Source organism: Serratia sp. X3 (assembly GCF_014982455.1).
Taxonomy (GTDB): domain Bacteria; phylum Pseudomonadota; class Gammaproteobacteria; order Enterobacterales; family Enterobacteriaceae; genus Serratia; species Serratia ureilytica.
The window spans coordinates 62,779-75,222 of record NZ_JADCNB010000008.1; the positions used below are offsets into that span (position 1 = coordinate 62,779).

Genomic DNA, 12,444 nt, shown 5'->3' on the forward strand with positions numbered 1-12,444 from the left:
CGCCCGCCGGCGCTAGAGATAAGACAGGGTGAATTTGGCCAGAGAGCTGAAGCCGCCCGCCCGCGCCTTATCGGGATGCAGGCGCAACTGCGCGCCAAAGCGCAGCGTGTTGTCGCCGGCGACGATCTGGTAATCCGCCGTCGTGCTGCCGAGCGGGATCGGAGTGCCGGCATCGGTCAACAGCTCGATAGCCACGCCCTGCGCCTCGCCGTAAACGCCCAGCAGGGAAGGATCCCGGCTGTCGGCGGTGCCGTCGAAGGTGACGTTGGCCGCGCGATAGATGAAGTCAGGCTTCACCTGGCTGGCCAGTTCGCAGTTCACCAGTTTGATCGTGAAATGGCGGCGGCTGCCGATCAGCACCGATTGCCCGTCCTGCGAGGCATCGGTCATGGAGATCAGACCGAAATCGACGGTTTGATCCAGGCTGTCGCTGGCGATGCCGCACGGCGTTTCAACGATGGTGCCGCCCAGGCTGACTTTGCCGTGGCCCTGATTTTTCACTGCCGCCGCCGCGCTGCCTACGCTGAGCGCGATGAGCAACAGGCCGCAAAGGCGTATAGTCATGCTGGCGTCTCCCTGTCTTGCCCTGTTCCCTTGCCGTTCTCGTCGGCATGCAATCAAGCGGGGGATGCCCTGAGACATCCCCTGTGGGGTATTACAGGTAAGCCAGGGTGAAGTTGGCCACGCTGGTGAAGTCGCCCGGCACCACGGCGGCGGAGGCGCTGCTGCCCTGCAGGTAAGCGGCGAATTTCAGCGAGTTGTCGCCGTCGTTCAGGCCCTGACCGTCGGTCGCCGTGCCCAGTTCCACTTCCTTGGAGTGCAGGTTGTCGTAGATCACGATGCCGGCGCCGGTTGCCGTGCCGCTCAGGGCCAGCAGTTTGTTGTTGACCGGATCAGGCGTGCCGGTAAAGGTCACCTTGACGTTTTTCATGGTGGAGATGGAGCAATCTTTCAGTTCGATGTTGAAAGGTTGCATGCTGGATTTACCCTGGTTAGCCAGGATGCGGCTGCTGATCTGGCCCATTGGTACGGTTTGGTCAACGGATTCCGGCGCGACGCTGCAAGGCGCATCGATAATTTCGCCGGTAAAGGTGACTTTACCGCTGCCCTGATTAGATGCGGCGTGAGCAACAGATGCAGAAGCGAAAGCAATCACGGTTGCCAGCATTAATTTATTCAGTTTCATTTCTCAGGTTCCTGTAGAGAGTTTTTAAATAAAAAGAACAGCACATCTAAATCCCCCGCAGCGGCGGCAACGTCATGTCGCCGGCCGTACGGTTGGAGCCAGATCCTTTTGCTCTGGGCAATACGCCAACATCCGTTATTTATGAGAAATAACGAGATTGGGAAAATCGACAATGGATTTTCTGGTAAATAAAATACGAGTTTTACGTATGGCGTGTTGCTGGGAATATTCTTGCAAATAATAGTATTGCTTGGAAATAGATTTTATTAAATTAAGTCAAATTCAGAATATAAAACCAAAAGGAAAAAGAAATATATTTGCTTTAAAACCAATAGATCGTATACAAATATTATCCAGTATAAATCACTATATAAATAACGATATGCGAGATATTAGATCGGGGGAAATAGGCTGATACCTACAATTCGCCATATTGTTTTGCTAATATCGCCCTGAGGCAGCAGATGATGAATTTCCCTTTAGAAACAAAATATAAAACATAATCTATTGTTTTTATTGTTGTTTCATGGTTTTCTTTCCCTAAGGGATTGGCTTTTTGATTCGTGTTTAGCCCGCGTTTAGGTCTAATTTATTAACAATTAAATAACAATATCATCGGTAGTGAATTATTCTATTGCACTGCGGCATAGGGATTTTTCACTGCCTAACCCATTTTGATTAATCAAATTAAGGCATGTGCCGTTGCCGTTCGCCACATAATGATGACCTAAGTGACAATTAAAGGATTATAAACGGAATGATAACGATGATTAATGCTTGCGGCGGCCGCCGCACGGTAGTTTCTGCTATATTTTTACTGTCTTTCATGTCGCTGTCAGGCTGCGTGAGCGGCAGCAAGACAAACCTGAATTCCGTGAAAAAACTTTCACAGAACAATCCTAATGATAAATCCGATGAACAACGTATCGCGCTTTGCCAGCAACGGGTTAACTCATTAAAAAATATTAATCCGCAGAGTTACCAAAAACGCATTGCCTATTTTAACGGTCTGCTTTCCAACGCTTCCGGATATGCCGGCGTGCGCGGCAATGTGGATGAAAGCACCCGTAAAGCGATTGATGCTCTTTATCAATATAAAACCGAGAAATTCTGCGCCGACGTCGAACATGAGCTGATGTCCGATCTGTCCAACCGGGTCGAGAATCTGTAGCCATGAAGCGATGCGCGCAAAGAGGGGTGATGGGGCTTTGGCTGTTGGCGCTGAGCGGTGCCGTTTGCGCCGCTGACGACGGCATTCCCGCCCTGTTGAAGTTTGCCGAACAGCGGCAGGCTCCGCCGGCCGCTCTCAAGGAGGAAACCGCGCGTAAACCGGCGCCTGCACCGGCCGCCAAACCGGCCGCCGTCGCGGGGGCAGACGGCGCTCGTTTAACTTCTCTGAAGCACTCTGTGCAACAGCAGGCGGAGAAAATCCGTCAGCTGGAGCGCCAGTTGGCGGCGGCGCAGGCCGCCGCGGCGCCGAAAAGCGAGCGGACCGATATCGATATTCGGCCGTTGGCCGATGCCCTGAAGGCGTTGCGGCAGGCCGTTGCGCCGTTGCCTGAGGTGACCGCGCTGGCCGCTTCGCTCACGCGGGCCGAACAGCGCAGCGCAAGCTTGACGGCGCAGTTGGCACAGCAACGGCAGCGGGTAGACACCTTGCTGGCTGAGCGGCGGCAGGCGGCTGAGGCCCCGGTGCTGGCCAGCGAGGCGGACAAGCAGGCGTATGCCGCCGGCGTATCGCTGGGGCGCGATATTTTGCATCTGCAACAGGAGAACCGGCGCGCGGGACTGGAGGCGGATCGGCAGCTTTTGCTGGCGGGCATCGCCGATACCCTGGCCGGGCGGTTGCGGCTGGATGAGGCCGCCATCGACAGCGCGCTGCGCACGGCGCAGCAACGTTTGCAGCAGACGCAACAGACACAGGCTCCCCCTCCGGACGGCAAGGCCTATCTGGCCGATTTCGCCCGCCAGGAGGGAGTCAAGCAAGATGCGCTCGGTTTCTACTACCGGGTGGACTATGCCGGCAGCGGTGCGATCGGCGCCGACGATCGGGTGGATATCGTGGTGCGCGAAAGCCTGACCGACGGCCGGGTGATCAAAGACATGGAGCTGGCGGGAACGGTGATCTCGCAGCCATTGACGCGCTATCCGCCGCTGTTTCGCGCGGCTATCGAGAAGCTGCAGCGCCACGGCTCGATCACGCTGGTGGTGCCGCCGGCGTTGGCGTACGGCAAGCAGGGCAGCCCGCCGGCGATCCCTCCGGACGCCACCATGATTTATACCCTGCGCATCGCTGACGTGCAGTCGTGAGCGGGGAGCTCAGCAGTAACCACTCAGGAGGAATGCTATGGCCAAGGCGCCGAAAACGTTTGAAAGCAGAAAATCGCTGATGCTGAATGTGTTGCAAGGATTGTGCAGGGATCGTGTGGAAGGCTCCGGCGGCCATCATCCCCCGCCGGAGCAGTGGCCGAAGACCCGCGAGCTGGCGGATAAATGCGGTGAAAACATTTATACCACCCGCACCCTGCTGCTGGCGCTGGAAAAGGAGGGCAAGGTCCGCTGCACCCACCGCAGCATCAACAATTCTCTACGCTGGTACAGCTGTGACGAACAGGCAGCGATAAAAAAAGAGTGATTCGACCCTGACGGTCGCTTTTGACTATCTTACAGCTAAACATTAATTAATCTTATTATTTGGCGGTGCGTTTCGCTCCGCCAATCCTCCTCTCCGCTTTCCGCCCTCCGCGCAGGCATTGCTAAGATGTTTTTTGCGACCATATACTTATCGCTCAGACGGGAACAGGTGTAGGGAGCCGGCATCGTAATGAAGGAAAAGAAAGACATACTAAGATTGGATGATATTCATTATCAAATAGACCGCCAGGTGATCCTGGACTCCGTCTCTTTCACGTTGGGTGAGGGCGAGTTCAAACTGATCACCGGGCCTTCCGGCTGCGGAAAAAGCACGCTGCTGAAAATCATCTCTTCCTTAATGAATCCGACCAGCGGAAGCCTCTATTTTGACGGCCAGGCGATCGACGAGATGTCGCCGGAGGCGTATCGCAAGCAGGTCTCTTATTGCTTCCAGACGCCGGCGCTGTTCGGCAATACGGTTTACGACAATCTGGCGCTGCCGTACCAGATCCGCCAGGAACCGCCGGCCGAGCGAAAAATGAAGGCCGATCTGGCGCGTTTCGGCCTGCCGGAGGCGATGCTGACGAAAAGCATCAATGAACTGTCTGGCGGGGAGAAGCAGCGGGTGTCTTTGATCCGTAACCTGCAGTTTATGCCGCGGGTGCTGTTGCTCGATGAGATCACCAGCGCGTTGGACGAGGAAAATAAGCGCAACGTCAACGAAATCGTACATCAGCTGGTGGCGGAACACCGGCTGGCGGTGCTGTGGGTGACGCACGATACCGAAGAGATAGCCCATGCGGACGAGGTGATCACCCTGCGCGCGCACGGCGCCGAGCCACAGGAGCAACAGCATGAATCAGCATAATATCACCAACGAATCCTTGGGCTTGTCGATGGTGCTGGTGGTGGTCGCCATCCTGATCAGCCACCGGGAAAAGCTGGCGCTGGAAAAGGACATCATCTGGAGCATCTGCCGCGCGGTGGTGCAGCTGATCATCGTCGGCTACGTGCTGAAGTATATTTTCGACCTGGATAACGCCGTTCTCACCGTGTTGATGGTGTTGTTCATCTGCTTTAACGCGGCCTACAACGCCAAGAAACGCAGCAAGTACGTCGAACACGCGTTCGTGACGTCGTTTATCGCCATCACCACCGGCGCGGTGCTGACGCTGGCGGTGCTGGTATTGACCGGCTCCATCGAATTTACGCCGATGCAGGTGATCCCCATCTCCGGGATGATCGCCGGCAACGCCATGGTGGCGGTGGGGCTGTGCTACACCAACCTCGGCCAGCGTTTCAAAAGCGAGCAGCAGAAGATTCAGGAGATGCTCAGCCTGGGGGCGACGCCCAAGTTCGCGTCGGCGGCGCTGATCCGCGACAGCATCCGCGCTTCGCTGATCCCGACCGTCGACTCGGCGAAAACCGTCGGGCTGGTCAGCCTGCCGGGCATGATGTCCGGGCTGATCTTCGCCGGCATCGATCCGGTGAAAGCGATCAAATATCAGATTATGGTGACCTTCATGCTGCTTTCCACCGCCAGCCTGTCGACCATCATCGCCTGCTATCTGGCCTACCGTAAGTTTTACAACGAGCGCCATCAGCTGGTGGTCGGCAACCTGAAGTAACGCCATGAAAAACGGCCTCCGCGGAGGCCGTTTTTTTACCCTTGCAGCAGGGCGATGCTCTGGCGGATTTCCCGTTCGATATCCGCCTCGCTCCAGCGGTCCAGCTGTGAAGAGAACGGTTCGAAGGCATAGACGCCGGTGTAGCCCAGGCGTTCCAGGTTCTGCACCTGGCGGCGGCTCTCCAGCCGATCGCCCTCGCTCAGCATGATGCGCTCTTCGTCGCTCAGCGCGCTTTTATCCCGCCCGTCCTCCACGCCGGACAGATGCACCAGGCCGATCTGCGCCACCTGGATCTGCGCGTCGAAGTCGGCCTGCGTCACTTCGCTCAGATAGTGGTGGAACGTATCGAGCACGATGCGATACGGCGCGCCCGAGTCGCGGATGAGCGCCTGGGTCAGCAGCGGCGATCGCAGCGAGCTGATGCCGAAGCCCAGCGGTTCGACGTATCCCTGTACGCCATAGCGGGCAAACAGCGGCGCCAGCAGTCGCAACGCCGCGAGGGTGTCGTCGCGTTTTTGCTGCTCGCTGCGCGTGTCGTCGGCGCTGCAGTGCGGGCATAGCACCAGCGCCCGGCTGCGGATGGCCTGCGCCTGCGCCAGCATCGCTTCGGCGCGCTGTTGCAGCGCCGCCGGGTCATCCATCAGATTGAACCTGCCGAGGGCGTTGATCGTGACGATCTCGATGCCGTATTGCGCGGCGAGCGCGTTGAGCTGCGCGTCGCTCAGATCGTCGGTCACCTTGCCGCCGGGCATGTCGTTGCGCAGCTCAACTTTGCTGAGCCCGCAGCGTTTCACCAGGCGGAAAAAACGGCCCAGATCGAGATTCGGCGCGATCTTGCGGTTAATGCAGAAACGGTCCAGCGCAATGTTCATGGGGCATGGCTCCAGCGGTCAGGGTGAGAGATCAGGATTTGCCGTTTTCCAGCGGCAGCGGCTTGCCGTCGGGCAACGGGTGGCGGTGGCGTTTGGCCAACACCACCTGCTCCATTTTTTCCAGCGAGACGCCTTTGGTTTCCGGAATATAGCGGCCGATAAACCAGTAGCTGAACAGGCAACAGGCGGCGAAGATCCACATCGGGAAGGCGCCGTGGAAATGCGAGAACAGGTAAGGGTGATCGTTGATCATCGGGAATGACTGCGACACCGCGAAGTTGGCGACCCACATGCAGCCGACGGCGATGCTCATCCCCTGCGCGCGCATGCGGTTCGGGAAGATCTCCGACACCAGCACCCAGGCGCCGACGCCCCAGGAGAGCGCATAAAACACCATGAAGAACAGCATGCCGAACAGCGCGAAATAGCCGGTGGCCTGGGTGTAGAGCGCGTACGAGGTGAGCAGCAGGCCGGCGATGGCGCCCAGCGTGCCGTAACGCATCAGCGGAATGCGGCCCATGCGATCCATCAGCATGGCGCCGATGACCGAACCGACCAGCTGCAGCACGCCGATCCAGATGGTCTGGAACAGCGCTTCCTGCGCGTTTTCGGTAACGGTTTTCAGCACCACCGGCGCGTAGTACATCATTACGTTGACGCCGGTGACCTGCTGCAACATGGCGATCATACAGCCGACGAACAGGATGAACCGCACCCGTACATCGCCGTAGTTCAGCTTCCGGTGCTGCTGCTGTTGATCCTGCTGCAGCGAGTCTTTGATTTCTTTCAGCAGATTCTGCGCGTGGGCGGCGTTGGAGACCTTGGTCAACATCGCCAGCGCCTGATCGTCGCGGCCCATCATCACGTTCCAGCGCGGCGATTCAGGAATGACGAACACCAGGATGCAGAACAGAATGCAGGGGATCACGCCCGAGGCGAACATCCAGCGCCAGCCCATTTCCACCAGCCAGGCTTCGCTGGCGAGGCTGGCGATTTTGAAGTTGACGTAGAAAATCACGATCTGACCGAAGACGATGGCGAACTGCTGCATGCTGAGCGCCCGCCCGCGCATGTCTTTTGGCGACACTTCCGACATGTACATCGGCGACACGGTGGCGGCGATGCCGACCGCCAGCCCGCCGATGATGCGGTAAATGACGAACCAGGTGAAGGTCGGGGCCAATGCGGCGCCGACGGCGGAAACGGTGAACAGCAGCGCCGCCAGCATCAGCGCCTTTTTACGGCCCCAGCGCGCCGCCAGCGGCCCGGCGGCGAAGGCGCCGATCACGCAGCCGATCACCACGTTGGAGACCGCCCAACCGGTTTCGGCCGGGCTGAGATTGAAATAGGTTTTCAACGCTTCGATCGCGCCGGAGATCACGGCGGTGTCGTAGCCGAACAGAATGCCGCCCAGGGCGGCGATGCCGCAAATTCGCAATATGTAACCGGTATTGTGCTTACGCTGATATGACATGTGTTGCTCCGATTTTTATCCTGGCTTCCGTCCGCACGGTTGGGGTGTCGGGAAGAGGGCGAGCGGAAGGGTGTGAACCGTGCCTGTCATCAAGGCGATGTCGTCGATAAATGCTGGAACAAACAAGAACATTTATTTCATAATTAGTGAATAATGGAATATTGATTTTTAGATCCAGTTCAAAAAAAACCGTCGCGAGCGATCCGGGCGCCTTGGGCGCTCGGAGGGAGGCGGTAACGGCGGCAGGTCAGGCGCAGTGCGGATTTTCTGTAGCAAAGTCAGTGTGTATTAGCGATGGACTCTCCTGCGAAACCGCGCCTTGACTGGCGCGGTAATGAAAGCGCCAACCCGATCGACACCGCAAAATTGCGACCTCACGCACTAAAAACAAATTTTTCAAAACAATTTATTTGAAACTTTTTTTTCAATGAAATAGAGTTTGCTGCATCCGGTCAGGATGTAGCCGGCTTGCCGACGGGGTTTGGCGAGCGGGACGATTAACGCCGCGCCGCCTGGGTGTGGCCAGGCGACAGCGGACTTGAAAAGAGGGCGTGACATGAAAACCGTGGGTAACTTTATTGACGGGCAGGTGTGCCTGAGCAGCAGCAATCAAACCGTTGACGTGCACAACCCGGCCAGCGGGCAGGTTGAGCGGCGCGTCACGCAGAGCACCGCCGCCGAAGTCAAGCAGGCCATCGACGTGGCCCATCGGGCGTTCGCCGACTGGTCGCGCACCACGCCGCTGCGCCGCGCGCGCATCATGTTCAATTTCAAGGCGCTGCTGGAACAGCACCGCGACGAGCTGGCCGAGCTTATCGTCAGCGAGCACGGCAAAGTGTATTCGGATGCGCTGGGCGAACTGACGCGCGGCATGGAAGTGGTCGAATTCGCCTGCGGCATCCCGCATCTGATCAAGGGCGAGTACTCGCCGGACGTCGGCAGCGGCGTCGACAGCTTCTCGCTGATGCAGCCGCTGGGCGTGGTGGCGGGCATTACCCCGTTCAACTTCCCGGCGATGGTGCCGATGTGGATGTTCCCCATCGCGCTGGCATGCGGCAACACCTTCGTCCTCAAGCCGCCGGCGCTGGTGCCTTCGGCCTCGGTGCGCCTGGCGGAACTGTTGAAAGAAGCCGGTTTGCCGGACGGCGTGTTCAACGTGGTGCACTGCGCCAATGAAGATGCGGCGCAGCTGTGTACCGATCCGCGCATTCAGGCGGTGAGCTTCGTCGGCTCCTCCACCGTGGCGGAACATATTTATACCACCGCCAGCGCGCACGGCAAGCGGGTGCAGGCCTTCGGCGCGGCGAAGAACCAGGCGATCGTCATGCCGGACGCCGATCTGGACGCCACGGTCAACGCGCTGATGGGCGGCGCGTTCGGCTCTGCCGGCGAGCGCTGCATGGCGTTGCCGATCGCCGTGGTGGTCGGTGACGACACCGCCGATAAACTGATCGCCAAACTGAAGCCGCTGATCGCGCAGCTGCGCGTCGGGCCGGGCTTGCAGCAGGGCGGCGAAGAGAATGAAATGGGGCCGCTGGTGTCGTCCGCTCACCAGAAAAAGGTGCTGGGCTACATCGATCTGGGCGTGAAAGAAGGCGCCACCCTGGTGGCCGACGGCCGCAACTATCAGGTGCCGGGCTATCCTGAAGGCTACTACGTCGGCGGCACGCTGTTCGACCATGTGAAGCCGAACATGCGCATCTACCGCGAAGAGATCTTCGGGCCGGTGCTGGGCATCGTGCGGGTGCCGGACTACCGCACCGCCATCGACACGGTCAACGGCCACGAGTTTGGCAACGGCAGCGCCATCTTTACCGGCAGCGGCCACTATGCGCGCCAGTTCGTGCAAGAAGTACAGGCCGGGATGGTCGGCGTCAACGTGCCGGTGCCGGTGCCGATGGCGTTCCACAGCTTCGGCGGTTGGAAGCGCTCGGTGTTCGGCGCGCTGAACGTGCACGGCACTGACGGCGTGCGCTTCTACACGCGCATGAAGACCGCCACCGCGCGCTGGCCGGCCGGGCAGCAGACGGTGTCCGAATTCAGCATGCCGACGCTGGGCTAAGCGCTTTCACACTCAGGCCAGGCCGTTGCTCCTTCGGGGTAACGGCCTTTGCACTGCGAGTTAACAGGAGAATCGAAATGTCTTCACTGCTTGCCAAATGTCAGACGCCGAACGCCGAGGGGCGTATCCAGCACGTGACGCCGGAAAATGCCGGTTGGCGCTATGTCGGCTTTGACGTTTACCGCCTGGCCGCCGGGCAGTCGCTGCAGCTGGAATGTGGCGACAAGGAACTGTGTCTGGTGCTGGTGGCCGGTATCGCCTCCGTCGCCACGCGGCGCGCCGAATACCCGCATATCGGCAAACGCATGAGCCCGTTCGAACGTACGCCGCCTTACGCGGTGTATGTGCCGCACCACGATCGCATCGAGGTGCGGGCGGAAACCGATCTGGAGCTGGCGGTGTGCAGCGCGCCCGGCGGCGGCCACCTGCCTTCACGGCTGATCACGCCGGCGGATATCGGCGTGGAGTGGCGCGGCAAGGGGCGCAACCAGCGGCTGGTGCACAACATTCTGCCGGATAGCGAGCCGGCGGACAGTCTGCTGGTGGTGGAGGTTTACACCGACGAGGGCAACACCAGTTCCTACCCGAGCCACAAGCACGATCGGGAAGACTCGCCGGACGAAACCTATCTGGAAGAGACCTACTATCACCGCATTCAGCCGGAGCAGGGATTCTGCATGCAGCGCGTCTATACCGACGATCGCACGCTCGACGAGTGCATGCCGGTCTACAATCGCGACGTGGTGAAAGTGCCGCGCGGTTATCACCCGGTGGCGACCCTGGCGGGTTACGACAACTATTATCTCAACGTGATGGCCGGGCCGGTACGGCAGTGGAAGTTCACCTGGGAAAAAGACCACGCCTGGATTAACGGCGAAGGTTACCCCGCCGCGCAATAAGCGCTTGAGGCCCGGCTTGCCGGGCTTTCTCTTTATCAGGGTATAAATTTGACCTAAATTTGTCCTCTCTCTTGCTCAAATGATAACCTGTCCGCACGCGATTGCTCTCTGGCTGAGTGAATCTAACGAACCGCTGTTATGCAGTGAGAATGCCGGTACACAGGAGGAAAAACGATGACGACCACCATGTCTCAAAAAGCGGCGCGCGAAGGATTAGGTTCGCCCGATCTGTTTGAAGGCGGGGTTTACGTCACAAAAAGTGGTGTTGCCGAGCTGTTTGTACAAACGGCGGCTGAGAGAGAGGCCGAAATTCGGGAACGCAATCTCGAGCGCCAGTCCAACGCGTTGTTGAAACTGACTATGATGGCGAAGCAAGAGATTAAAAATCAGCGCGGTCTGTCGCCCGAAGAAACCTTGCAGCGGCTGCGTGACGCGCGGAAATAGACCCGAGGTGCAGGATGCCCCAGGAAATACGTTTTACCGTCGCGCCGGCGGCGGAATGGAGCCTGAAAGACATCGAGTCTTATAAGAGCGGAACGATAGGGGCCGCCGCAGCCGGGATGTTCGTGGACAATCTGCTGTTATCGTCCCTCGCGGCAATTGCCGACGATCCCGCCCGCTACCGCTTCAACGCCGTGCTGGCGGGCATGGGAGTGCGGTTGCACGAACGATTGGATCCCGACAGCGAATACCGCGTCATCTATGACTACGACGGCCAAACGGTGGAGATTCTGCTTTTCATCAGCATGAAGCATGATCTGGAAAGCGCGCTCTACCGCTATTTGTTGCTGCAATAATCCCGCTGCGCCCGAGCCTGTCGGGCGCGTTCACAACTGCCTTACTCGTCCCGGGCGTTATTCAGCGCCAGCGAGACCGCCAGCGTCTGCGCCAGGCACATCGAGGCTACCTGCGAACGGAACCCGTCCACCTGCGCTTCGCGCACCACGAAACAGACGTCGCTGAAGGCGGCCAGCGGGCTGACCTGGCTGTCGGTGATGGCGATCTGTTGCGCGCCGCGCTTGGCGCCCAATTCCACCAGTTCCACCGCCTCGCGGGCGTACGGCGAATAGCTGATGGCGATCACCACGTCCTTCGGTTTCACCATGCTCAGCTGTTCGGTGAACATGCCGCCCAGCCCGTCGATCAGAAACGCGCGGCGCTCCAGATGGCGCAGCGCATAAGTGAGGTAGGAAGCGACGCTGAACGAGCGGCGCAGGCCGATCACGTAAATGTTTTCGGCGTTATTGAGCAGCTCGACGGCGCGATCCAACTGCTCGGGGGCGATTTGCATCGCCAACTGCTGCAGCGCCTGCGCGTTGACCATGGTGAACACGTTGAGGATTTCCGCCGGTTTCTCCGGCGCGACGTTGTCGTCGGTGGAGGTTTGGCGGAACAGGCGCGCGCGCTCGGTATAGTTCACCGTCTCTTCCATCAGATGCTGACGGAACACCTGCTTCATTTCGTTGAAGCCGCTGAAGCCGAAGGCGTTGGCGAAACGGATCAGCGTGGAGGGCGGCACGCTGGCCTGTGCGGCGATGGAGGCAACGGTATCGAAAGCGATGCTGTTACTGTTATCCAAAATGTAGCGCGCCACCTGCTTCAAACGCTTGCTCAGCGTTTCATAACGGTGGCGGATCTCGTCCTGTAACAGCGAAAGTTGAGTTGGGTTGTTCATCCATTCGGCTCGCA

General features: G+C 58.9%; 14 protein-coding genes. 9 read left to right on the forward strand and 5 right to left on the reverse strand.

The genetic code is table 11. The features are described from left to right. Positions 1 to 12 precede the first annotated feature (12 nt). Complete coding sequence (locus IMX17_RS21980) at positions 13 to 564, reverse strand: fimbrial protein (protein WP_033645330.1); 552 nt, start codon at positions 562 to 564, stop codon at positions 13 to 15. A gap of 91 nt (positions 565 to 655) precedes the next feature. Further along, entirely contained in the window at positions 656 to 1,186 is a 531-nt protein-coding gene (locus tag IMX17_RS21985; RefSeq protein ID WP_019455211.1) for a fimbrial protein, read from the reverse strand. A gap of 826 nt (positions 1,187 to 2,012) precedes the next feature. Between IMX17_RS21985 and IMX17_RS21990 the strand changes: the two genes are divergently transcribed. The 5 genes from IMX17_RS21990 (at position 2,013) to fetB (ending at position 5,448) form a co-directional block, all read left to right on the forward strand. Further along, positions 2,013 to 2,357: a hypothetical protein gene (locus tag IMX17_RS21990; RefSeq protein ID WP_370571642.1), complete on the forward strand. Its 345-nt coding sequence runs from the start codon at positions 2,013 to 2,015 to the stop codon at positions 2,355 to 2,357. Between the two features lie 29 nt (positions 2,358 to 2,386). Continuing rightward, a complete protein-coding gene (locus IMX17_RS21995; RefSeq protein ID WP_182265696.1) occupies positions 2,387 to 3,496 on the forward strand; it encodes an FKBP-type peptidyl-prolyl cis-trans isomerase N-terminal domain-containing protein in 1,110 nt (369 codons plus the stop codon). Between the two features lie 37 nt (positions 3,497 to 3,533). After that, positions 3,534 to 3,821 (forward strand): FaeA/PapI family transcriptional regulator, encoded by a 288-nt coding sequence (locus IMX17_RS22000; RefSeq protein WP_033645326.1) that lies wholly within the window; start codon positions 3,534 to 3,536, stop codon positions 3,819 to 3,821. Positions 3,822 to 4,010: 189 nt separating this feature from the next. Next, on the forward strand, positions 4,011 to 4,688 hold the full coding sequence (gene fetA, locus IMX17_RS22005; protein WP_033645325.1) for an iron ABC transporter ATP-binding protein FetA: 678 nt from the start codon (positions 4,011 to 4,013) through the stop codon (positions 4,686 to 4,688). Then, positions 4,675 to 5,448, forward strand: coding sequence for an iron export ABC transporter permease subunit FetB (fetB, locus tag IMX17_RS22010; RefSeq protein ID WP_033645324.1), 774 nt, complete (start codon positions 4,675 to 4,677; stop codon positions 5,446 to 5,448). The genes fetA and fetB overlap by 14 nt, the downstream gene beginning before the upstream one ends. Positions 5,449 to 5,483: 35 nt before the next feature. Here the strand turns inward: fetB and IMX17_RS22015 are convergent, their stop codons facing one another. Next, positions 5,484 to 6,320, reverse strand: a complete 837-nt coding sequence (locus IMX17_RS22015; protein ID WP_193550233.1) for a TIM barrel protein — start codon at positions 6,318 to 6,320, stop codon at positions 5,484 to 5,486. Positions 6,321 to 6,351: 31 nt separating this feature from the next. Continuing rightward, the gene (locus tag IMX17_RS22020) at positions 6,352 to 7,794 is read right to left on the reverse strand and encodes a sugar porter family MFS transporter (RefSeq protein ID WP_046898679.1); all 1,443 of its coding nucleotides are present in this window, start codon (positions 7,792 to 7,794) and stop codon (positions 6,352 to 6,354) included. Positions 7,795 to 8,350: 556 nt separating this feature from the next. On the opposite strand from IMX17_RS22020, the gene IMX17_RS22025 reads away from it, so the two are divergent. From IMX17_RS22025 to IMX17_RS22040, 4 genes are all read left to right on the forward strand, one after another. Then, on the forward strand, positions 8,351 to 9,856 hold the full coding sequence (locus IMX17_RS22025) for a CoA-acylating methylmalonate-semialdehyde dehydrogenase (RefSeq protein WP_193550234.1): 1,506 nt from the start codon (positions 8,351 to 8,353) through the stop codon (positions 9,854 to 9,856). Positions 9,857 to 9,933: 77 nt separating this feature from the next. Beyond that, the gene (iolB, locus tag IMX17_RS22030; RefSeq protein ID WP_193550235.1) at positions 9,934 to 10,755 is read left to right on the forward strand and encodes a 5-deoxy-glucuronate isomerase; all 822 of its coding nucleotides are present in this window, start codon (positions 9,934 to 9,936) and stop codon (positions 10,753 to 10,755) included. 174 nt (positions 10,756 to 10,929) lie between these two features. Further along, positions 10,930 to 11,199: a hypothetical protein gene (locus IMX17_RS22035; protein ID WP_193550236.1), complete on the forward strand. Its 270-nt coding sequence runs from the start codon at positions 10,930 to 10,932 to the stop codon at positions 11,197 to 11,199. A 14-nt stretch (positions 11,200 to 11,213) separates the two neighbouring features. After that, positions 11,214 to 11,552 (forward strand): type II toxin-antitoxin system RelE/ParE family toxin, encoded by a 339-nt coding sequence (locus IMX17_RS22040; RefSeq protein WP_182265698.1) that lies wholly within the window; start codon positions 11,214 to 11,216, stop codon positions 11,550 to 11,552. Between the two features lie 41 nt (positions 11,553 to 11,593). Here the strand turns inward: IMX17_RS22040 and IMX17_RS22045 are convergent, their stop codons facing one another. Then, positions 11,594 to 12,430 carry a MurR/RpiR family transcriptional regulator gene (locus IMX17_RS22045; RefSeq protein WP_004930856.1) on the reverse strand — a complete coding sequence of 279 codons (837 nt, stop codon included), beginning with the start codon at positions 12,428 to 12,430 and terminating at the stop codon, positions 11,594 to 11,596. Positions 12,431 to 12,444: the final 14 nt, after the last annotated feature.